Raw genomic sequence first — 21,843 nt, forward strand, 5'->3', positions numbered from 1 at the left:
CGCTTTAGGTTATTGTTTGAGCATGATCGTTTCGGAAAACCGCTTCACACTTTTCCGGATCATGCTCTAGGTGTCACCTCCTTCCATCGTGATCGGGTCGCGACTGTCCAAGTATGCGCCGGTCAAAGCTCTCGCGAAGGTCCAGGCGGTGATCGTGCAGCTCCAGCACCAGACGGCACTCATCACCGTCAACGTCTGGATCATGCTGCCAGCGGCTAGCTCGACCTTGCCGGCAATTGGTTCCGTCCGCCCAGGCACCGGCCAGTGCATGAACAACGTGGAGAATTCGCCGCGCCGGTAACAATCGTCGTCACAGTAACGGCGCTGCGTCCGCGCATGGCGGACATAGCCGGAGCGGAGCGACCGCGAGCATGTGCTGCACGCGGCCGCGTGCAACGGCGGCTCGTGATTGACCACCACGAATTTCATGAAGCCGCTCTCACGCCATCTTTGGCGAGCGTCTCGCAGAACAGCGCGTAGCACTGATGATCGCAGTAAGGCAGACGGGTCGCGATCTCGCGCAAATAACTGCCGCTGATCGGCTCGCAGCACTGCATGCACGAGGTCTGCCGGAACGGGGTCCGGCCGTTGACCAGCACGAAAGCGAATCTCATGTGGCACCTCCCAAAGCGAAGCAGTAAACGCTGTCGAGCGGAGACAGTGCGGGCGGTGGAGCGCACAGATGATTCCGGCCGTCCGGATTATCCCTGTTTCGCTCCACCTTTTGCGGTGGGATCAGAATGTATCTCCCGTCCTCCCGGCGCCGCGCATAGATCTGGCCGTCGATGTACTTGATGTCGGTCGGATAACAGTCGGCGCTGTTGCAACAACTGAGGCTCGGGTTATCAGGCATGTGCCAGGAGGAATAGAACTTTTCGTGCAGCGCCTGGTCCTGGGGTGGGTGCTTGCGATGAACGGCACCGTGTCCCGTCTCCTGTGCCTGGCCGGCCGCGATGGGGGCGATGAGAACGATCCAGCAGAAGAGCTTGCATGAGCGGTTCAACGCACGGCCTCCCGGATCAACTCTCCAATCCAGCCTTATGCGACCTGGGCCCGAAACAACCACCGGCGGTCGCGTTCGCTTCGCGTGCGGAAACGATCAACGCACTTCTTGGAGCAGAGCGCCGTGCGCCAGGAATAGTAGCGGATCAGGCCAAACTTGCCGCCGCACACCGCACAGCCCTTGACTGAGGAGCAACTTTCGGACGCCGATGGGCGACGCTCAGGAAGTACCGACATATCGCACATTGCTGTCTCCCTCTGTTGCTTGCGCTTTTCTCGGCTGTTCGCTTCGACACTCCCGATGGTCGAGAGGCTAGTCCGCCGGGCACGAAACGCTCAATTGTACGGAGGTAAAATGGCCGACATGACTAGGCATGGAGGAGCTATACCTAAGTTTGTCCCGTATTCGCCCGGGCCCACGCGGCCCGAGTTCAACGAGACGGCGCACGACGCACCGGCTGCACGGTCACCGTGAACCTCGGCCGGCACGGTGTCCGTGAGGCGCCGCAATGGACCTGGCGGTGAGCGGACGGTCCAAAGGCGAACGTCATGACGGCCGACCCGACTTTGGCTGGAATTGCTCCTCTGGCCGCAACGTGCTCTACTCCTGTTCACGCAGAGAGTGCCGGGAGCGTCAGCGATGAAGCCTGGCCGGGCAGCGACGTTCGGAAAGTCAGCCGCGCAATTCCTCGTCGGCTGCTTGAGGCAAACTGTTCCCGCCAAGCAGCGCACCGATGCCAATGCCGCCGACTTGCTCGAGGCGGTCAAGCAATGGCAGCAGGTCTTCGAGCACACGCCGGTCATGTACTTCATGGTGGATCCGGCCGGTACCGTGATCAACGTGAACACATTCGGCGCCGAGCAGCTGGGCTACACGCCGGCGGAGTTGATCGGCCGATCCGTGCTGGATGTCTTCCTCGCGGAAGATCGCGCCACTGTCCGCGCCTGTGTCGCGTTGTGCCTCAAGACCCTTGATCAGTCACACACCTGGGAGATCCGGAAGGTTCGCAAGGACGGCTCGATGTTATGGGTGCGCGAGAACGCCAAGGCCATGCTGCGAGCCAATGGCGGGCCGATCGTGCTGGTCGCCTGCGAGAACATCACTGAGCGGAAGGAGGCCGAGAACGCGCTGCGACAGAGCGAGGCTTATCTCGCCCAGGCGCAGGAATTGAGCCACACTGGTAGTTTTGGCTGGAAGGCCGCAACCCGCGAGATCACCTGGTCCAAGGAGACCTATCGCATCTTCGAATGCGAGGAAGGGACGAAGCCCGCGATCCCCTTCATGCTCCAGCGGATCCATCCGGAGGACCGGCTCGCCGTGCAGCAGACGACGGGCCGGGCGGCGCGCGAGGGCAAGGACTATGATCACGAATACCGGCTGGTGATGCCCGACGGTTCCATCAAATACGTCCGAGCGGTGGCACGGGCAACGCGAGATGCGAGCGGTCGCGTTGAGTTCGTCGGATCGGTAACCGACATCACCGCTACCAAGGAGGCAGAACGCAGGCTTCGTGACAGCGAGCAGCGCTTTCGCGACTATGCCGAAACCGCGTCTGACTGGTTCTGGGAAACCGGGCCGGACCACCGGGTCACCCAGATATCCGAGCACTCCGATACCAACACCGCCCCCGCCGGCCTGATCGGGCTCACGCGTTGGGACATTGCGCCCGACGCCGCTCTCGAGCCCGAAAAATGGCGACAACATCGAGCGGCGCTCGACGCCCACGTCCCGTTCCGCGACCTGGTGTACCGCAGCAAAGACCGTAGTGGGCAGCCGATCTACGTCCGGACCAGCGGCAAGCCCTTCTTCGACGCGGACGGCACTTTCCTGGGCTACCGTGGCGTTTGCACGGACGTAACCGCCGCCATCCGGGCCAACCAAGCCGAAGACGCGCTGCGCAAGGCCCAGGCCGAGCTCGCCCATGTGACACGTGTCACGACACTGGGTGAGCTGACCGCTTCGATTGCGCACGAAATCAATCAGCCGCTCGCTGCAGTGATCGCAAACGCCGACGCCTGCCTCGCCTGGCTGCAGCGCAGTCCGCCGGATCTCAAAGCGGCCCGCCGCTCGGTCGAGTGGATCATCGAGGACGGCAGGCGTGCCGGCGACGTGATCCGTCACGTTCGGGCGCTCGCCAAGCGTTCTGACATCGAGATGGTTCCGCTCGACGCCAATGCGGTCGTGCGGGAGGCCGTCGCGCTGGTTCAGCGCGAGATGGCCAGCCACGCCGTGTCCGTCCGCATGGAGCTGTCGTCGGCACTGCCGAGGATCTTTGGCGATCGCATCCAATTGCAGCAGGTCCTGATCAACCTGATCATGAACGGGATCGAGGCCATGGCAGACGTCCACGATCGCCCGCGCGAGCTGGCGATTCGCTCACAGGCGAGCGGCGATAGCGCGATGCAGGTGAGCGTTTCCGACTGCGGAACCGGCATCAGCGAACAGGCGATAGACCGCCTGTTCACGCCGTTCTTCACCACGAAGTCCTCCGGCATGGGCATGGGCCTGTCGATCTGTCGATCGATCATCGAGGCCCATGGCGGGCGACTTTCCGCCATATCAAACCAGGAGCGCGGCGCGACTTTTCAGATCACCTTGCCCCTCCACCGAGAGGAAGCATCGTGACCGAGCGCGCGGACTCTTCGCCGCCGCAGAAGGACGGCGATCAGCCCCTTGTCCTCATCGTCGACGACGACGCGTCCATGCGCCGTGCGCTCACCAATCTGTTCGAGTCGGTCGGTCTCAAGGTCGAAGCATTCGGCTCGGCGCCGCAGCTCCTGCAGGCCAAGCCGCCAGACGTCCCGAGCTGCCTGGTGCTCGACATCCGCCTGCCCGGAACGAGCGGCCTCGAGCTGCAGGCCGATCTTGCCAAGGCAAATATCCACACGCCTATCATCTTCATTACCGGTCATGGCGATATTCCCATGACGGTTCGGGCCATGAAGAGCGGGGCGATCGATTTTTTGACCAAGCCGGTCCGCGATCAGGACATTCTCGACGCAGTTCAGGCCGCGATCGAGCGAGACCGCAAGCGCCGCGACCTCAACAGGATGGTCTCGACGGTCAGATCACGCTTCGAGTCACTGTCCTCGCGGGAGCGAGACGTATTGTCACTGGTGACGTCCGGCCTGATGAACAAGCAGGTCGCCGCCCAGCTCGGATTGGCCGAAATCACCGTCAAGATCTACCGCGGCCAGATCATGCGGAAGATGGGCGCGAAGTCGCTGGCCGATCTGGTGAGAATGAGCGAGGCGCTCGGGATTGGCCCGAACAAGCCCGATGCACAAACCTAAGTATGAGTTTCCAATCGTGACCGGCAGGTCCACCTTGCGCCTTTATGTTCTAGCCGTGGCGACGGCAAGCGTAATTCCCGGCGAGGAGCGGACGTCTTGTCAGTGGCTTCGGTCATCTCGGTGCTTGACGACGACCCCTACGTTCGGGCCGCGATCAACAATCTCCTGGAATCGCGCGGATACAACGTCCACACATTCGCCTCGGCGGAAGAGTTCCTGAGCTCGACCGATTCGAGCGACACCTCGTGCGTGATCGCCGACGTGCAGATGCCGCTGATGAGCGGAATCGATCTGTTGACAAAGATGCGGGCGCAGGGGTCGGCTACGCCGTTCATATTCATCACAGCTTTCCCGGATGAGGGCGTGCGTGTGCGGGCGCTCGATGCGGGCGCAATCTGTTTTCTCGGTAAGCCGTTCGCCGCCTCGGATCTGATGCAATGCCTGGACCGTGCGCTGGTACCAGGTCACCAAACCACGTCGTGAGCGCCCCGCCGCCAGCAAACGCGGCGGTGACGCCGCGAGGAGTGCGCCGCCCGGTTCAATCCACCTTGATGTTCGCCGCCTTGATGATCGGCCACCATTTGGCGATCTCGGCCCTTTGCCGCCTGCCGAGCGCTTCGGGCGTGAGCTGATCCTTGGGTGTCATCTCGAGACCCTGGCTTTCGAGCTGCTTCCTCACCGCAGGATCGTTCAGCGCCTCCACGGCCGCGGCGTTGAGCTTTGCGACGATCTCCTTCGGTGTGCCCTTCGGCACCCACATGCCCGACCACAGCGTCATGTTGAAGCCTTTCAGGCCCGCCTCCTCCGCGGTTGGGATCTCGGGTGCGGAGGCGAGGCGCTTGTCGTCGGTCACGGCGTAGGCGCGGATGGTGCCGGCGCGGACCTGGCTGATGGAATTGGAGGTCTGGTCGACGATGATGTCGATCTGGCCGGCGATGAGATCGTTCAATGCCGGTGCAGTGCCGCGATACGGCACGTATTGCAACTTGATGCCGGAGACGCTCTCGAAATAGACGCCGGCGATGTGGCTGCCGGAGCCCGCGCCGGCCGTGCCGGCGGTCGGCGGCGACGGTCGCGACTTCAGCCAGTCGATCAGCTCCTTCAGCGAGGTCGCCGGCACCGCATTCTTGCTGACCACGATCATCGGATTGCTCGGCAGCAGCACCACCGGCTCGAGGTCGGCAACGAGGTCGAATTTGAGCTTGTAGACGGCGCCGTTGGCGACGTGGGTCCCGAGATGGCCGAACGAGATGGTGTAGCCGTCGGGCGGCGATTGCACGGCACGGCCGACACCGATCGAGCCGCCTGCTCCGGTGACGTTCTCGACCACGACCGGCTGGCCCAGCGGCACCCGCATACGCTCGGCGAGCACCCGCGCCATTGCGTCCGAAGGGCCCCCGGCCGCGAACGGCACGATGATGGTAATGGGACGCGAGGGAAAATCGTCGGCGCGCGCGGCGCCTGCAACAGCGAGAACAGCAATCAGCGCAGCCCAGAAGGCCTTCTTCATTGTCTTCTCCCCAGTGATGTCTTTTTCTTCACCTCGCCCCGCTTGCGGGGAGAGGTCGAATTGCGAAGCAATTCGGGTGAGGGGGAGTCTCCGCGAACTCAACTTTCACTGTGTTTGCGGAAGCAGCCCCTCACCCCGACCCTCTCCCCGTAAGAACGGGCAGAGGGAGAAGCCAGTTAGAACTTCAAATAGTCAATCGGCTTGTGGCGATCGAGCGTGCGGGTGACCGGCGGCAGCGGATATTTCAGCCCGGTCGCGCAGTTGAACAGCATGACGCGATCGGTCTTGCTGACCCGGCCGTCGGCGAGACTTTCCTTGTAGGCGGCGTAGGTCGCGGCACCCTCGGGGCAGAGCAAGAGCCCCTCCTCGCGCGCGACCTCGTTCAGCGCCGCCGAGATCTCGTCGTCATCGACGGCAATGGCAAAACCTTTGCTCTCGCGCACGGCACGCAGGATGAGGAAATCGCCGATTGCCTGCGGCACGCGGATGCCCGAGGCGATGGTGTGTGCGTCCTCCCAGCGCGTCGCATGCTCGGTCCCGGCCTCATAGGCGCGCACCATCGGCGCGCAGCCGGAGGCCTGCACCGCGACCATGCGCGGGCGCTTTGAGCCGATGAAGCCGATCTTCTCCAGCTCGTCGAACGCCTTCCACATCCCGATCAGGCCGGTGCCGCCGCCGGTCGGATAGAAGATCACGTCCGGCACGTCCCAGCCGAGCTGCTCGGCGAGCTCGAGGCCCATCGTCTTCTTGCCCTCGATGCGGTACGGCTCCTTCAAGGTCGAGGTGTCGAACCAGCCGACTTTCGCCTTGCCCTCGCCGACGATCTTGCCGCAATCGTCGATATAGCCGTTGACGCGGTAGACGGTCGCGCCCTGCAGCTCGATCTCGCTGACGTTCACCTCGGGCGTATCGGCCGGGCAGAAGATCGTGGTCTTGATGCCGCAGGACGTGGCATAGGCCGCCAGCGCCGCGCCGGCATTGCCGTTGGTCGGCATCGCCATGTGCTTGATGCCGAGCGCCTTGCCCATCGACACCGCCATCACGAGGCCGCGCGCCTTGAACGAGCCGGTCGGCAGCCGTCCCTCGTCCTTGACGATGATCTCGCCGCCGCCGAGTTTTGCGCCGAGCTTGGGCAGCCGGATCAGGGGCGTGGTGACTTCGCCGAGCGAGACGATGTCCTGGCATTTGCGCACCGGCAGCAGCTCGCGGTAGCGCCACATGTCGCCGGGGCGCTGGGCGAGCGCATCCTTGGTCAGCGCCTTCTTCACGCCCGCGAGGTCGTAGCGTACCAGAAGCGGCTTGCCGGCCTTGGAGAGGTTGTGAACCTCGTCGGCCGCGTAATGATCGCCCTCCATCGCGCATTCGAGATGGGTGACGAAGGTCGGACGTTCGATGGTGAGATTGTCGTTGTCGTGCATGGGATGATTTCCTTCTTGTTCTGCAAACAGCTCTCTCTGCTCGTCATTGCGAGCGAAGCGAAGCAATCCAGAATCTTTCCGCAGCAGCAGTCTGGATTGCTTCGCTTCGCTCGCAATGACGGCGGCGGGCGACGCGCTCGCCCCTCAAATGTTCAACACCCTTCCATACGCATCCAGCACGGCCTCCTTCATCATCTCCGACAGCGTCGGATGCGGGAAGACGGTGTGCATCAGCTCTTCCTCCGTGGTCTCCAGGTTCATGGCGACGACGTAGCCCTGGATCAGCTCGGTGACCTCGGCGCCGACCATGTGGGCCCCTAACAGCTGGCCGGTCTTCTTGTCGAAGATCACCTTGACCAGGCCCTGGTCCTCGCCGAGCGCGACCGCCTTGCCGTTGCCGACGAAGGGAAAACGGCCGACGCGGATCTCGCGGCCGCTCTCTTTCGCCTTGGCTTCCGTCAAACCGACCGAGGCCACTTGCGGCTGGCAGTAGGTGCAGCCCGGGATCATGTTCTTGTCGAGGGGATGCGGATTGAGGCCCTTGATCGCTTCGACGCAGATCACGCCCTCATGCTCGGCCTTGTGCGCCAGCATCGGGGGGCCGGCAACGTCGCCGATCGCGTAGATGCCGGGGACGTTGGTCTTGCCGTAGCCGTCGACCACGATGATGCCGCGGTCGGTCTTCACGCCGACTTTTTCCAGGCCGAGATTCTCGATGTTGCCGACGACGCCGACCGCCGAGATCACGCGCTCGAACTCTGATGTGACAGGCTTGCCCTTGCCGTCGTCGATGGTGGCGAGGACGCTGTCGGCCTTCTTCTCCAGCTTGGTGACCTTGGTCGAGGACATGATCTTGATGCCCTGCTTCTCCAGCCGCTTGCGGGCGAGGCCCGCGATCTCGGCGTCCTCGACGGGCAGAATCTGCGGCAGCACCTCGACCACGGTGACGTCGCTTCCCATGGTGTGGAAGAACGAGGCGAACTCGATGCCGATCGCGCCGGAGCCGACCACCAGCAGCGACTTCGGCATCCGCTCCGGCACCATCGCCTCGAAATAGGTCCAGACCAGCTTCTTGTCCGGCTCGAGGCCGGGCAGCACGCGCGGCCGCGCGCCGGTGGCGACGATGATGTGCTTGGCCTGGTAGGTCCCCTCGCCTAGCGCGCCCTTCGGGCCCTCGACGTCGGACTTCTTCACCGTGACCTTGCCGGGCGCATCGATCGAGGCCGCGCCCCAGATCACGCTGACCTTGTTCTTCTTCATCAGGAAGCCGACGCCGTCGTTGAGGCGCTTGGAGACGCCGCGCGAACGCTGCACCACCGCCTTCGGATCGAACGAGACCTTCTCGGCGGAGAGCCCGTAGTCCTTCGCGTGCTGCATGTAATGGTAGATCTCGGCCGAACGCAGCAGCGCCTTGGTCGGAATGCAGCCCCAGTTGAGGCAGATGCCGCCGAGATAGGATTTTTCGACGATCGCGGTCTTGAAGCCGAGCTGCGCGGCGCGGATGGCGGTGACATAGCCGCCGGGGCCGGAGCCGATGATGATGACGTCGAAGGATGTGTCGGCCATAGCGGCTCCCGTTCAACTCAAGAAGCGCCGCGGGCGCGGCGCTTGACCAGAAAAGACCTCAGCAGCCATTCGAGCAGCACCACCAGGACTATGATGGCAAGCGCAGTGAGCACGATCGGCTGGGCGATGTTCCGTGCCAGCTGCTCGCCGGCAAAGAACGCAGAGTGAAGAAAATCGAGCCCGACGGGGTTGAGCGCGACGATGACTCCGAGCAATAGCGATATCCATGGCCAGCGGGTCCGGACATGCAAGGTTGCCCCCTCTGCCGCCGCTTCAGACCATCATCATCACGGGGTTTTCGATCAGCTGCTTGAACGCGCCGATCAGCTCGGCGCCGAGCGCGCCGTCGATGGCGCGGTGATCGCAGGACAAGGTCACGCTCATCATGTGCGCGATCTCGACCTTGCCGCCGCGCACCACGGGACGCTCCTCGCTGGTGCCAACCGCAAGGATCGTGGCATGAGGCGGATTGATCACCGCAGTGAAGTGGCTAATGCCGTACATGCCGAGGTTGGAAACGGCCGTGGTGCCGCCCTGGTATTCCTCCGGCTTGAGCTTGCGCGAGCGGGCGCGCGCGGCAAAATCCTTCATCTCGTTGGAGATGGTCGAGAGCGTCTTGGTCTGCGCTTTCCGGATGATCGGCGTGATCAGGCCGCCGGGCATCGCGACGGCGACGCCGACGTCGGAATGGTGATGCTTGACCATGCCGCTTTCGGTCCAGCTGACGTTGCAGTTCGGGATCTTCTGCAGCGCGACCGCCATCGCCTTGATGACGAAATCGTTGACCGAGATCTTGTAGAGCGGCTTCTTCTCCTTGTCCTTCGGCGCGGCGGCGTTGATCTCCTCGCGGGCAGTGAGCAGCTTGCCGATGTCGCAGTCGATGGTGAGGTAGAAGTGCGGGACGTTCTGGATCGATGCGGTCAGGCGCTGGGCGATGGTGCGGCGCATGCCGTCATGCGGGACGATGTCGTAGGAGCCGGGCTCGAACAGCGACAGGATCTGCTTGTCCGACATGGTCGGCGCGATCGCAGGCGCGCCTGACGGTGCCGCGGCGGGCGCTTTCAGACCCTTGCCGGACTTGGCCTGCTCGACGTCGCGGGCGACCACGCGGCCGTGCGGACCGGTGCCGGCGACCATGGCGACATCGATGCCGGCCTCCTTGGCGAGACGGCGCGCCAGCGGCGACGAGAATACACGGCCGCCATGACCATTGGCTTGCGCTGCCGGAGCTGCAGCCTGCTGCGCGGGTGCCGCGGCGGGCGCAGCAGCTTTCGGTGCGGCAGGCGCAGGCGCGGGAGCCGGCGAAGCAGGAGCCTCAGCAGCCTTCGGCGGCGCGGCCGAAGCGCTGGGCTTGGCGCTCCCTGCAGCCTTCACATCCTCGCCCTCGCCGGCGAGCACCGCGATCACGTCGTTGACCGGAACGTCCTGCGTGCCCTCGGGCACCAGGATCTTGGCGATCGTGCCCTCATCGATCGCCTCGACCTCCATGGTCGCCTTGTCGGTCTCGATCTCGGCGATGACGTCGCCGGACTTGACCTTGTCGCCCTCCTTCTTCAGCCATTTGGCGAGGTTGCCCTTCTCCATCGTCGGCGAGAGAGCGGGCATCAGGATGTTGATGGGCATGCTGACCTCAAGAAGAACTTTGCAAAACGTCGTCGTCCGACAGCGGCGACGAACAGACCAGGTTTAGTTGCCGATGTCGCCCTGCCACAGGCGCTCATTGGTTGGGATGGAACGCCAATTCTTCATCATGGTGATGGAGCGGTCGTCGGCAAGGTCGATCCACGGAATCCCGAACCTGTCGAGAATGTCCTTGGAGCCCGGAAAGGTGATGGACTCTCCGATCACCACCAGCTTGACCTTGAACAGCGCGAGCGCGCCGGCGCACATCGAGCATGGCGACAGCGTGGTGTACATGACGGTGTCGTGGAACGAGATCGCGCCGGCCTCGCGCAGGCAGCTCATTTCGCCATGCAGGATCGGATTGTTCTCCTGCACGCGGTTGTTGTGGCCGCGGGCGATGATCTTGTTGTCGCGCGTCAGCACCGCGCCGATCGGCAAGCCGCCCTGCGCGATCGAGGCTTCCGCCTCGCGGATCGCCTCCAGCATCAAATCGTAATGATAGGCTTCGATCGCCATGGTCAGTGCCCCTTGCCGCGCGGCGTGGTGGTGCCCGTGTCGGTGGGGCGCTCGATCTCGGCCTGGAACATGTCGAGGATCCGGTTCAGCGCGTCCTCCTCGGTATATTCGCTCTCGCGCGCATAGGCGCGCGCGGCATGACGTGCGAGATCGACGAGCAGGAGGCCCCACATGTCCGGCTCCTCGAAGGCGCGCTGGAACGCCATCGACAGCCCACCGTCCAGGACGAACACGCGCAGGATCTCGACCGCGTCGTCGCGGGTCATGACGTCTGGCGGCAGTGGCTGCTCCTTGGGGCCTGCCATGGTCTACCTGTAGCAGACGGCTTTAGCGGCCTCGACGACGTCCGCCGCCGAGGGCAGCGCGAGCTTCTCCAGGTTCGCGGCATAGGGCATCGGCACGTCCTTGCCAGACACGCGCGTCACCGGCGCATCAAGATAGTCGAAGGCGTTCTCCATGATGCGCGCGGCGATCTCGGCGCCGACGCCGCTCTGGGCCCACCCCTCTTCCACCGTAACCGCACGTCCCGTTTTCTTCACGGAGTTGATGATGGTCTCCGTGTCCATCGGACGCAGCGTGCGCAGGTCGATCACCTCGGCCTCGATGCCGTCCTTGGCGAGCTCGTCCGCAGCCTTCAGCGCATAGGTCATGCCGTTCGACCAGGAGATGATCGTGACGTGACTGCCGGCGCGCACGATGCGCGCCTTGCCGATCGGGATGATGAAGTCGTCGAGCTTCGGGACTTCGCCAGTGTGGCCGTACAGCACCTCATTCTCGAGGAAGATCACCGGGTTGGGATCGCGGATCGCAGCCTTGAGCAGGCCCTTGGCGTCCGCGGCCGAATACGGCGCCACCACCTTGAGGCCCGGGACGTGCGAATACCACGCCGAATAGTCCTGGCTGTGCTGGGCGGCAACGCGCGCGGCCGCACCGTTCGGACCGCGGAACACGATCGAGCAGCCCATCTGGCCACCTGACATGTAGAGCGTCTTGGCCGCGGAGTTGATGATCTGGTCGATCGCCTGCATGGCGAAGTTGAAGGTCATGAACTCGACGATCGGCTTGAGACCGGTCATCGCGGCACCGACGCCGACCCCGGCAAAGCCGTGCTCGGTGATCGGCGTGTCGATCACGCGCTTGGCGCCGAACTCCTGGAGCAGGCCCTGGGTCACCTTGTAGGCGCCCTGATATTCGGCAACTTCTTCGCCCATCACGAACACGTCCGCGTCGCGGCGCATCTCTTCGGCCATGGCATCGCGCAGCGCTTCGCGGATGGTCTGCGTCACCATTTCGGTGCCGGCAGGGACTTCCGGATCGGGCTCGGCAACGGCCTGCGGAGCAGGCGCGGCTTTCGGCGCGGGCGCCTCGGCCTTTGCTGCGGCCGGCGGCGCGGACTCCGCAGCCTTCGCCGCCGCTGCGGGTGCCTTGGCGAGATCAGCCGCGCTCTCGCCGTCGGCGAGGATGGTCGCGATCGGGGTGTTCACCGCCACGTCGGCGGTGCCCTCGGGGATCAGGATCTTGCCGAGCGTGCCCTCGTCGGTCGCCTCGACCTCCATGGTCGCCTTGTCGGTCTCGATCTCGGCGATGACGTCGCCGGACTTGATCGTCTCGCCCTCTTTCTTCAGCCATTTGGCGAGGTTGCCCTTCTCCATCGTGGGCGACAACGCGGGCATCAGCACTTGAATTGGCATATCTTCTCCAAAGAAAGCTTGCGCGCGCGTTCAGCGGTACACGTCGGTCCAGAGCTCGGCGGCATCCGGCTCGGGATCATGCTGGGCGAAATCGGCGGAGGCGTTGACGATGTCGCGCACTTCGGCGTCGATCGCCTTGAGATCGGCTTCGCTGACCTTGGCAGCGAGCAGCCGATTGCGAACCTGCTCGATCGGATCCTGGTCGTGGCGAACCTTCTCGACCTCCTCGCGTGTGCGATATTTTGCGGGATCGGACATCGAGTGGCCGCGATAGCGGTAGGTCTGCATCTCCAGGATGAAAGGACCCTTGCCGCCACGGCACCAGGCCGCCGCCTCCTCGCCCGCCGCCTTCACGGCGCGGACGTCCATGCCGTCGACCTGCTTGCCCGGGATGTTGAAGGACGCACCGCGCTTGGAAAAATCCTGCTGTGCCGAGGCGCGCGAGACCGAGGTGCCCATGGCGTAGCGGTTGTTCTCGATGACGTAGATCACCGGCAGCTTCCAGAGCTCCGCCATGTTGAAGCTCTCATAGACTTGGCCCTGATTGGCCGCGCCGTCGCCGAAATAGGTGACGCTGACATTGTCGTTGCCGCGATAGTGGTTGGCAAAGGCAAGGCCGGTGCCGAGCGAGACCTGGGCGCCGACGATGCCGTGACCGCCGTAGAAGTGCTTCTCCTTGCTGAACATGTGCATGGAGCCGCCCTTGCCCTTGGAATAGCCGCCGCGACGTCCCGTCAGCTCGGCCATGACACCGTTGGCATCCATGCCGGTCGCAAGCATGTGACCGTGGTCGCGATAGCCGGTGATGACCTGATCGCCCTCTTTGAGGGCCATCTGCATGCCGACCACCACGGCCTCCTGGCCGATATAGAGGTGGCAGAAGCCGCCGATGGCGCCCATGCCGTAGAGCTGGCCTGCCTTTTCCTCGAAGCGCCGGATCAGGAGCATGTCGCGGAGCGCCTTGAGTTCCTGCTCCTTCGTGAATTCCGGGGGCGAACCGCCGTCGGTCTTGTCCTGTGGAGCGCTTGCGGCGGCTTTCTTGGGTGCGGCCATGGGAATTCCGGGTCAGAGAAAACTTTCGCCCTCTCTAACCCAAGTCAAACGCCCTTGGAAAGCACCGCGGCGGCATGGCACGACTTTCATTATGCCGCACTGCAACGTGATCGAAATATTGCAAAATCTTTGGCGCTGATCGGGCAACAAATCTATGAGCGCCATCGCGCGCGCAGATTCGTGACCGGATCAAGAACGGTGCACGACGCCAATCCCGACATGCGGAGCGGACGGCGCCGAAGCGGCGCCGCCCTGTCCGATCCGATCAGAAGAAGCCGAGCTTCTTCGGGCTGTAGCTGACCAGGAGGTTCTTGGTCTGCTGGTAATGATCGAGCATCATCTTGTGGGTCTCGCGCCCGACGCCCGACTGCTTGTAGCCGCCGAACGCCGCATGGGCGGGATAGGCATGGTAGCAATTGGTCCAGACCCGGCCGGCCTGGATCTCCCGGCCGAAGCGGTAGCAGCGATTGGCGTCGCGGCTCCAAACGCCGGCACCTAGGCCGTAGAGCGTGTCGTTGGCGATCGCGAGCGCCTCTTCGTCGGTCTTGAAGGTCGTGACCGAGACGACGGGGCCGAAAATCTCCTCCTGGAAGATTCGCATCTTGTTGTGGCCCTCGAACACGGTCGGCTGCACGTAGAAGCCGCCGGTGAGATCGCCGCCGAGATCGGCGCGTCCGCCGCCGGCCAGCACCTTGGCGCCCTCCTGCTTGCCGATGTCGATATAGGAGAGGATCTTGCTGAGTTGCTCGCTGGAGGCCTGTGCGCCGATCATGGTGGTGGGATCGCGCGGATCGCCCTGCTTGATCGCGGCGACGCGCTTGAGCGCCCGCTCCATGAAGCGGTCATAGATGTCGGCGTGGACCAGCGCCCGGCTCGGACAGGTGCAGACCTCGCCCTGGTTCAGCGCGAACATGACGAATCCCTCGATCGCCTTGTCGAAGAAATCGTCGTTCTCGGCGGTGACGTCCTTGAAGAAGATGTTCGGCGACTTGCCGCCGAGCTCGAGCGTGACAGGAATCAGATTCTGGCTGGCATATTGCATGATCAGCCGGCCCGTCGTGGTCTCGCCGGTGAAGGCGATCTTGGCAATGCGTGGGCTCGACGCCAGCGGCTTGCCGGCCTCGAGGCCAAAGCCATTGACGATGTTGAGCACGCCTGCCGGCAGCAGGTCGGCAATGACCTCGGCGAAGACCATGATCGAGGCCGGGGTCTGCTCGGCGGGCTTGAGCACCACGCAATTACCGGCGGCCAGCGCCGGCGCGAGCTTCCAGCAGGCCATCAGAAGCGGGAAGTTCCAGGGAATGATCTGGCCGACCACGCCGAGCGGCTCGTGGAAATGATAGGCGATGGTGTCGTGGTCGATCTCGCCGATCGAGCCTTCCTGGGCGCGGACGACACCGGCGAAATAGCGGAAATGGTCGATCGCGAGCGGCAGGTCGGCGGCGCGCGTCTCGCGGATCGGCTTGCCGTTGTCCCAGGTCTCGGCAATCGCGAGGCGCTCGAGGTTCTCTTCCATGCGGTCGGCGATCCGGTTCAGGACCGCGGCGCGCTCGGCGACGCTGGTGCGGCCCCAGGCGGACTTGGCGGCATGCGCCGCGTCGAGCGCTGCCTCGATGTCCTGCGCGTCGGACCGCGCGATCTTGCAGACGACCTGGCCAGTCAGGGGCGAGGCATTGTCGAAATATTTCCCGGAGATCGGCGCGACGAACTTGCCGCCGATGAAATTGTCGTAGCGTTCGGCAAAGGGCACTTTGGTGACGCTGAGGAATTCCACCTTGTTCATTGATCACTCCCGATGTTGCTGTTTGCGCTTGTCGTCGCCTGTTCGCGACTTGCGCCGACGATGATGCGGGAGGTGTTTTCTGTCAGCCCGGACGGACGCGATGGCGGAGCCGACCTGTCGCAGAACTGCGACAGTCGTGGACGAGGTAAGCGTGAGATGGAGCGCTCACAGCCACCCTACCGTCATTGCGAACGCAGCGAAGCAATCCAGAGTCCCTCCGCGGAAAGATTCTGGATTGCTTCGCTGCGCTCGCAATGACGGCTGAGCTCAGTGGTTCAGCTCGAACCGCTTCAGCTTCCGGTGCAGCGTCGCGCGGCTGACGCCGAGGGCCTTGGCGGCGGCGGAGACATTGCCGCCGGCACGCAACAGCGCGCGCTGCAGTACCGCACGCTGGCCACCGGCAAGATGATCGCGCGCGGCATCGCCGCCGAGAAGATCGGCCGCGGGCAGCGGCCGCAACGCACCGCCGGGCACGATGCCGAGCGCCAGCCGGGCGGAGCGCGTTGCGCCGATCACCAGATCGTCCGCATCGACTGCAACGAGGCCGCCGCAGCCTCCATCCGCCGCCTGTGTCAGCACGATGCGGGCATGGGCGAAGACCTTGCGAAACAGGTCGGCCTCGATCCGCCTGGCCGCCTCGCCTGCCGCGAGCGCGATCAGGCTGGCGAAGGCATCGGTGCGGTCGGCGCGGCACGAGGAGACGTCGAGCACGCCCGCGAGCGCCGCTTCGTGATCGTAGATCGGAACGGCGGTGCAGCTCAGAAGCGTGTTGCGCGCAAAGAAGTGCTGGTCGCGATCGATCGTCAGCGGACGCTGCTCGACGAGACAGGTGCCGATACCGTTGGTGCCCTCGTGCTCCTCGCTCCAGAGTGCACCGGTCCAAAGGCCCCAGGACTGAAACGTCGCATCGTCCGCCACCGTGCCGCGGCGATCGACCGGCACGCCCTCGCGATCGGCGAGCAGCACGCAGCAGCCCGCAGAGCCGACAGCCTGATAAAGCCGGTCCATGGCGCCCTGGGCGGCCGCCAGAAGCGGCGCGATGCGCTCGCGCGCCTGCTGCAGCTCGGCCTCGGTCAGCCGCATCGGCGCGGCGTGGCCGCCGGGATCGAGATGGTGCAACCGGGAGGAACGGCGCCACGAGGCCACGAGCGCGGACCGTGCCGCCTGGCCTGACGCGATGGCGGCCTCGACGCGGGCCGCGTGATGCCGGGGCATTGTCCCATTCATCACAGTTTCCTCCGGATATCGATTGTAGGAGGCGCCGGTGCTCCCCGGTTGATCTGCGTCAACTTCAGCGCGCGCCAGCAAAGGCATGAGCCCGCCGCGGCGCCGCCGTCAAGGGAACCGCCCGGTTCGGGGGTTACGACCTTCGCAGGAGGAGGCAAAGTTGTGGTGGTCGGATGTCAGCAGCGACTTTCGCTTCGGCTTTCGAAAGCTGCGGATGCCGCTAGTTCGCCGGGATCATTCGAACGAGATCGCGCGGATGGACATAGTCGAGCTGGAAGCGCGCCCGCTCGTCCAGCATGTCCGGGTCGATCTTCTCGGACCGCAGCAGCGACACCCGTTGTTCGCTTCTGGCGCGCTCGCGCTTGAGCTGAGCCAGCTCGCTGGTCAGCGCGATGATCTCCTGGTCGAGCTCCTGGCGGGCGTTGAGACCGTATTTGCCGGTGTAGGCGTTGACGCCGAAATAGCCGACGATCGCCGCCGCCATCGCATAGAGGGCAAGACCGGTCAGGATCGATTTCAGGCGCGCGCGGGAGACCATCTTCGGAAGATGGGACAGGTTGGTTAAGGGAGTGCTAATTGCCAGAACGAGGCACTATCCCCACGACGCGTCATGCCCGGGCTTGTCCCGGGCATCCACGTGCTTTGCCGGCGATAACGAAGAACGTGGATGCCCGGGACAAGCCCGGGCATGACGGAGCGTCGGCTTGGCCGGAAGCTCAGCCCTGATTCTTCGCCACATGCGCGGCGAAGGCGTCGATGTATTGCTGCAGCACCGTCTTGAGGGAGTCCTTGGTCAGGTTGCCGTCCACATCGAAAGCATCGCCGACGCTACTGAGATAGATTTCCGGCTGCTGGAGGACCGGACCGGAAATGCCCGGCAGGATGTTCTGCAGATGCTTGGCCGCGCTGACGCCGCCGAGCAGCCCCGGCGAATTGGAGATGATGCCGACCGGTTTGCCGAGGAACGAGCTCTTGCCATAGGGCCGCGAGGCGACGTCGATGGCATTCTTCAGAACGCCCGGGATCGAGCGGTTGTATTCGGGGGTGACGAACAGGACGCCATTCGACGTCTTGAGCTTCTCGCGGAAGGCGAGCCAGTCCGCGGGCGGCGCGCCCTCTAGGTCCTGGTTGAAGAACGAGATGCCCGCCGGCGTGATCACCTCGAGCTTGAGCGAGGCAGGCGCGAGCTTGGCGAGCGCATTGGCGATCTTGAGCGAGAAGCTGTCCTTGCGCAGGCTGCCAGCGATCGTGACGATGTTGTAGGCCATTGGGTGTCCTTGAAGGCTCGAGCGGAAATGCCGGAACGGCACTTAAGCCATCCGGGCCAATAGATGCAAGTGCATGAACTGGTCCGATTTGGAAACGCTGCGTTTCTGGAAATGGGTGCGCGCGCGCTTCATCCGGCCAAGATCAACAGCAATCAGGCCGCCAAGCGGCGGCCTGATGTCCGTCGGTAACGGTCCGAAGCGATCACTTGTTCGGGTTGATCAGGAATTTTTCGCCGGTGGCCCGCTTGGCGTAGACTGCGATATTGGCGGGATCGAGCGCCTCGGCGAGCGACACTACCTTGGTGTAATGGCTGGCAAAGGTGGTTTTGAGCTCGGATGCCACGCGCTGGCGCAGGCGGCCGATCTCGGCCGGGCCGATGTTTTGAAGGAATGGCGTGAGCAGCCAGCCGCCGACGCCCCAGCTGAGCCCGAACGAGCGGTTCAGCTCCGTCGGCCGCGTGTCGAGGCTGCCATAGATGTAGACCTGCTTGTACACGTTGGAGCCGTAGCGGCTGTATTCCTTCGCGGTCTTGTTGGCTGCGATCTCCATCCCGGTCAGGATCTGGCTCGCCAGCTTGCCGCCGCCGATGGCGTCGAAGGCGATGGTGGCGCCGGTCTCGACCAGCGCGTTGGTCAGATCGTCCATGAAGCTGGGCGCGCTGGAATCCACGACGTACTTTGCGCCGATCTTGTGCAGGATGTCGGCCTGCTCCTTGCTCCTGACGATGTTGACGAGGCCGATGCCGTCCTTGATGCAGATCTTGTTGAGCATCTGACCGAGATTGGAGGCTGCGGCCGTGTGCACGAGCGCCTTGTGGTTCTCCCGCCGCATCGTCTCGGTCATGCCGAGTGCAGTTAGCGGATTGACGAACCAGGAAGCGCCGTCCGCCGCCGTGGTGCCCGGCGGCAGCTCCATGACGTCGCGGACCTTGAGCACGCGGTACTGCGTGTACATCCCGCCGCCGATCATCGACACCGTCTTGCCCATCAGGGCCTTGGCCGCATCCGACGATCCGGTCCGTATCACCGTGCCGGCGCCCTCGTTGCCGACCGGCAGCGACTGATCGAATCTCGCCGCCATCATCCGCATCGCCGCCTCCGGCATCGTGGCGGTGATGACCGGCATCTCCTTGCTGCCGGAGACCTTGGCGGCCGACATGTCGGCGGGACCGATCAGGAGCCCGAGGTCGGACGGGTTGATCGGGGTGGCCTCGACGCGAACCACGACCTCATCGTCGGCCGGCTCCGGGGTCGGGACCGTCACGAGAGACAATTCCAGCTCGCCGCTCTTCTTCAGCAGCGAACGCAATTCGAGTCCGGTCTTGCCGTCACTCATGTCGATCCTCCCCTGTCCTTCTCTTCGCGCGGATCGAGACGCCGGCTTACGCCAGCGCCTTCAGTGCCGCCTTGCCACCATAGAGCGCCTGCTTGCCGAGCTGCTGCTCGATGCGCAAGAGCTGGTTGTATTTGGCGGTCCGGTCGGACCTTGCAAGGGAGCCGGTCTTGATCTGACCGCAATTGGTGGCGACCGCGAGGTCGGCGATGGTGGAATCCTCGGTCTCGCCGGAGCGGTGCGACATCACCGAGGTGTAGCCGGCCTTGTGCGCCATCTCGACCGCGGCGAGCGTCTCGGTCAGCGTGCCGATCTGGTTGACCTTGATCAGGATCGAGTTGGCGCGGCCGGTCTTGATGCCTTCGGCAAGGCGCTTGACGTTGGTGACGAAGAGGTCGTCGCCGACCAGCTGGCACTTCTTGCCGATCAGGTCGGTGAGCTCCTTCCAGCCGTCCATGTCGTCTTCCGACATGCCGTCCTCGATGGTCACGATCGGATAGCGCGCGACGAGGTCGGCAAGATACTTCGCCTGCTCGGAGATCGAACGGGTCTTGCCCTCGCCTTCATAGACGTATTTGCCGTCCTTGAAGAACTCGGTCGAGGCGCAGTCGAGGCCGAGCATGATGTCGGTGCCCGCCTTGAAGCCGGCCTTGCCGATCGCATTCATGACGAAGTCGAGCGCGGCGTCCGCCGACGGCAGATTCGGAGCGAAACCGCCCTCGTCGCCGACATTGGTGTTGTGGCCGGCCTTCTTCAATTCGGACTTCAGCGTATGGAAGACTTCCGCGCCGTAGCGCAGGCCCTCGGCAAAGCTCGAGGCGCCGACCGGCAGGATCATGAATTCCTGGAAGTCGATCGGGTTGTCGGCGTGCACGCCGCCGTTGATGATGTTCATCATCGGCACCGGCAGCAGGCGCGCGGAGGTGCCGCCGACGTAGCGATAGAGCGGCATGTCGAGCGAATTCGCGGCCGCCTTGGCGCAGGCCAGCGAGACGCCGAGGATGGCGTTGGCGCCCAGCCGGCTCTTGTTCGGCGTGCCGTCGAGGTCGATCATGATCTGGTCGATCTGGGCCTGCTGCTCGACATCGAGGCCGCTCAGGGCCTCGAAGATCTCGCCATTGACGGCGCCGACCGCCTTGGTCACGCCCTTGCCGAGATAGCGCGCCTTGTCGCCGTCGCGCAGTTCCACGGCCTCATGGGCGCCGGTGGAGGCGCCGGACGGAACCGCGGCGCGGCCGAGCGCCCCGTCCTCCAGCACGACATCGACCTCGACGGTGGGATTGCCCCGGCTATCGAGAATTTCGCGGCCGATGATGTCGATGATGGCGGTCATGATGTCCACTTCCGTTCGTTGGGGCTGATCGGTGCCGCGGGTCTTACACGGGCCGCAAGCAAATGTGAACGCTTGGACGCACCGCTCCGACTGACGCGAAAGGCGCCTCAGAATATGCTCGACCACGTCTGGTCCGCGTGCCCAACCTCAATCTCAAACAGTCGGGGTAACGCCATGAATCGCCGCCAATTTCTTGCTTCGAGTGCCGCGCTGCTTGCCGCCCGCCCAGGTTTTGCGCAGGAAGCCCCGTTCCGGACGAAATACTACCCGATCAGTCCGGGTATCGGCCTGCACGATCTCACGCCCGCCCCTGACGGCACGATCTGGTTCACGGCGCAGGGCAAGGGTCTGCTCGGCAGTCTCGATCCACGCGATGGCCGTTTCAAGACGGTCAGCCTAGGCCAGGGCGCAGCCCCACACGGCGTAACCGTCGGGCCCGACGGTGCGCCCTGGATCACCGAAGGCGGCCAGAACGCGATTGCGCGGGTCGACCCTGCCGATCTCAAGGTGACGCTGTTCCGCCTGCCGGAAAAGTTAGCCTCCGCCAATCTCAACACCGGCGTGTTCGACAGGGATGGCACCTACTGGTTCACCGGCCAGTCCGGCTATTACGGCCGGCTGTCTCCGAAGACCGGCGAGATGAACGTGTTCAAGGCACCGAAGGGGGTCGGCCCCTACGGCATCACGGTCACGCCCAAGGGCGATATCTGGTACGCCTCCCTCGGCGGCAGCCATATCGCGAAGATCGACCGCGCGGGCGGCAATGCGACCGTGGTCGAGCCGCCGACCCCGAACCAGGGGTCGCGGCGCGTCTGGTCGGATTCGAGGGGCCGGATCTGGGTCAGCGAGTGGAACAGCGGCCACGTCTCGGTGCATGATCCCGCGGACGGCTCGTGGAAGACCTGGAAGCTGCCAGGCGAACGTCCCCGCGCCTATGCCGTTTATGTCGACGACAAGGACAAGGTCTGGCTGACCGATTTCTCCGCCAACGCCATCGTGCGCTTCGATCCCGCCACCGAGAAGTTCAACGTCTTCGCCAGCGACAAGGCCAACGCCAATGTCCGCCAGCTCGACGGGCGGCCGGGCGAGCTTTGGGGCTGCGAGTCCGGCAACGACCGCATCGTCATGATCCAGACAATCGCCGCCGGTTGACGACGAGCCCGTTTGCGTCCATCCCGGCATCCTCTGGAGCGCGATCTTATCGCGCTCCTATTGCTTAATTGAGC

General features: G+C 64.2%; 22 protein-coding genes. 4 read left to right on the plus strand and 18 right to left on the minus strand.

Annotated features, from left to right (window positions below; all coding sequences use genetic code 11):
- Positions 1-66 precede the first annotated feature (66 nt).
- Genes N2605_RS18040 through N2605_RS18050 form a run of 3 tightly spaced genes read right to left on the minus strand, consistent with a single transcriptional unit; the run spans position 67 to position 1,003 of the window.
- Complete coding sequence (locus N2605_RS18040; protein WP_036044352.1) at positions 67-429, minus strand: hypothetical protein; 363 nt, start codon at positions 427-429, stop codon at positions 67-69.
- Positions 426-614, minus strand: coding sequence for a hypothetical protein (locus N2605_RS18045; protein WP_036009825.1), 189 nt, complete (start codon positions 612-614; stop codon positions 426-428). The genes N2605_RS18040 and N2605_RS18045 overlap by 4 nt, the downstream gene beginning before the upstream one ends.
- Entirely contained in the window at positions 611-1,003 is a 393-nt protein-coding gene (locus N2605_RS18050) for a hypothetical protein (RefSeq protein ID WP_260347367.1), read from the minus strand. The genes N2605_RS18045 and N2605_RS18050 overlap by 4 nt, the downstream gene beginning before the upstream one ends.
- A 639-nt stretch (positions 1,004-1,642) precedes the next feature.
- Here N2605_RS18050 and N2605_RS18055 point away from each other — a divergent pair.
- The 3 genes from N2605_RS18055 to N2605_RS18065 all read left to right on the plus strand — a co-directional run bounded on the left by N2605_RS18055 (position 1,643) and on the right by N2605_RS18065 (position 4,779).
- Positions 1,643-3,628 (plus strand): PAS domain S-box protein, encoded by a 1,986-nt coding sequence (locus tag N2605_RS18055; RefSeq protein ID WP_225125343.1) that lies wholly within the window; start codon positions 1,643-1,645, stop codon positions 3,626-3,628.
- Entirely contained in the window at positions 3,625-4,296 is a 672-nt protein-coding gene (locus tag N2605_RS18060) for a response regulator transcription factor (RefSeq protein ID WP_225112497.1), read from the plus strand. The genes N2605_RS18055 and N2605_RS18060 overlap by 4 nt, the downstream gene beginning before the upstream one ends.
- 96 nt (positions 4,297-4,392) lie before the next feature.
- Entirely contained in the window at positions 4,393-4,779 is a 387-nt protein-coding gene (locus N2605_RS18065; protein WP_260347369.1) for a response regulator transcription factor, read from the plus strand.
- A 55-nt stretch (positions 4,780-4,834) separates the two neighbouring features.
- Here N2605_RS18065 and N2605_RS18070 read toward each other — a convergent pair whose 3' ends face one another.
- From N2605_RS18070 to eno, 15 genes are all read right to left on the minus strand, one after another.
- A complete protein-coding gene (locus N2605_RS18070) occupies positions 4,835-5,806 on the minus strand; it encodes a tripartite tricarboxylate transporter substrate binding protein BugD (RefSeq protein ID WP_225143401.1) in 972 nt (323 codons plus the stop codon).
- Positions 5,807-5,982: 176 nt separating this feature from the next.
- Positions 5,983-7,224 (minus strand): threonine synthase, encoded by a 1,242-nt coding sequence (locus tag N2605_RS18075; protein ID WP_260347370.1) that lies wholly within the window; start codon positions 7,222-7,224, stop codon positions 5,983-5,985.
- 144 nt (positions 7,225-7,368) lie between these two features.
- Positions 7,369-8,790 carry a dihydrolipoyl dehydrogenase gene (gene lpdA, locus N2605_RS18080; RefSeq protein ID WP_260347371.1) on the minus strand — a complete coding sequence of 474 codons (1,422 nt, stop codon included), beginning with the start codon at positions 8,788-8,790 and terminating at the stop codon, positions 7,369-7,371.
- Positions 8,791-8,807: 17 nt separating this feature from the next.
- The gene (locus tag N2605_RS18085; RefSeq protein ID WP_260347458.1) at positions 8,808-9,014 is read right to left on the minus strand and encodes a hypothetical protein; all 207 of its coding nucleotides are present in this window, start codon (positions 9,012-9,014) and stop codon (positions 8,808-8,810) included.
- Positions 9,015-9,063: 49 nt separating this feature from the next.
- Positions 9,064-10,413 (minus strand): pyruvate dehydrogenase complex dihydrolipoamide acetyltransferase, encoded by a 1,350-nt coding sequence (locus N2605_RS18090; RefSeq protein WP_260347372.1) that lies wholly within the window; start codon positions 10,411-10,413, stop codon positions 9,064-9,066.
- Between the two features lie 63 nt (positions 10,414-10,476).
- Positions 10,477-10,929, minus strand: coding sequence for a nucleoside deaminase (locus N2605_RS18095; protein WP_260347373.1), 453 nt, complete (start codon positions 10,927-10,929; stop codon positions 10,477-10,479).
- Positions 10,930-10,931: 2 nt separating this feature from the next.
- Complete coding sequence (locus N2605_RS18100; protein WP_008547332.1) at positions 10,932-11,234, minus strand: DUF5076 domain-containing protein; 303 nt, start codon at positions 11,232-11,234, stop codon at positions 10,932-10,934.
- 3 nt (positions 11,235-11,237) lie between these two features.
- Positions 11,238-12,620 carry a pyruvate dehydrogenase complex E1 component subunit beta gene (locus N2605_RS18105; protein ID WP_074447972.1) on the minus strand — a complete coding sequence of 461 codons (1,383 nt, stop codon included), beginning with the start codon at positions 12,618-12,620 and terminating at the stop codon, positions 11,238-11,240.
- 30 nt (positions 12,621-12,650) lie between these two features.
- A complete protein-coding gene (gene pdhA / locus N2605_RS18110) occupies positions 12,651-13,673 on the minus strand; it encodes a pyruvate dehydrogenase (acetyl-transferring) E1 component subunit alpha (RefSeq protein ID WP_036025165.1) in 1,023 nt (340 codons plus the stop codon).
- 265 nt (positions 13,674-13,938) lie between these two features.
- The gene (adh, locus tag N2605_RS18115) at positions 13,939-15,456 is read right to left on the minus strand and encodes an aldehyde dehydrogenase (protein WP_260347374.1); all 1,518 of its coding nucleotides are present in this window, start codon (positions 15,454-15,456) and stop codon (positions 13,939-13,941) included.
- 267 nt (positions 15,457-15,723) lie between these two features.
- The gene (locus N2605_RS18120) at positions 15,724-16,683 is read right to left on the minus strand and encodes a helix-turn-helix domain-containing protein (RefSeq protein ID WP_260347375.1); all 960 of its coding nucleotides are present in this window, start codon (positions 16,681-16,683) and stop codon (positions 15,724-15,726) included.
- Positions 16,684-16,903: 220 nt separating this feature from the next.
- Positions 16,904-17,221 carry an FtsB family cell division protein gene (locus N2605_RS18125; RefSeq protein ID WP_025036496.1) on the minus strand — a complete coding sequence of 106 codons (318 nt, stop codon included), beginning with the start codon at positions 17,219-17,221 and terminating at the stop codon, positions 16,904-16,906.
- Positions 17,222-17,399: 178 nt separating this feature from the next.
- Positions 17,400-17,951, minus strand: coding sequence for an NADPH-dependent FMN reductase (locus tag N2605_RS18130; RefSeq protein WP_260347377.1), 552 nt, complete (start codon positions 17,949-17,951; stop codon positions 17,400-17,402).
- A 202-nt stretch (positions 17,952-18,153) separates the two neighbouring features.
- A complete protein-coding gene (locus N2605_RS18135; protein ID WP_260347378.1) occupies positions 18,154-19,287 on the minus strand; it encodes a zinc-binding dehydrogenase in 1,134 nt (377 codons plus the stop codon).
- Between the two features lie 46 nt (positions 19,288-19,333).
- Positions 19,334-20,617, minus strand: coding sequence for a phosphopyruvate hydratase (gene eno, locus N2605_RS18140; RefSeq protein WP_036044362.1), 1,284 nt, complete (start codon positions 20,615-20,617; stop codon positions 19,334-19,336).
- Positions 20,618-20,791: 174 nt separating this feature from the next.
- On the opposite strand from eno, the gene N2605_RS18145 reads away from it, so the two are divergent.
- Positions 20,792-21,769 (plus strand): Vgb family protein, encoded by a 978-nt coding sequence (locus tag N2605_RS18145; protein WP_260347379.1) that lies wholly within the window; start codon positions 20,792-20,794, stop codon positions 21,767-21,769.
- The last annotated feature ends 74 nt before the right edge of the window (positions 21,770-21,843 follow it).

This window comes from Bradyrhizobium yuanmingense, assembly GCF_025200905.1.
Classification (GTDB): domain Bacteria; phylum Pseudomonadota; class Alphaproteobacteria; order Rhizobiales; family Xanthobacteraceae; genus Bradyrhizobium; species Bradyrhizobium yuanmingense.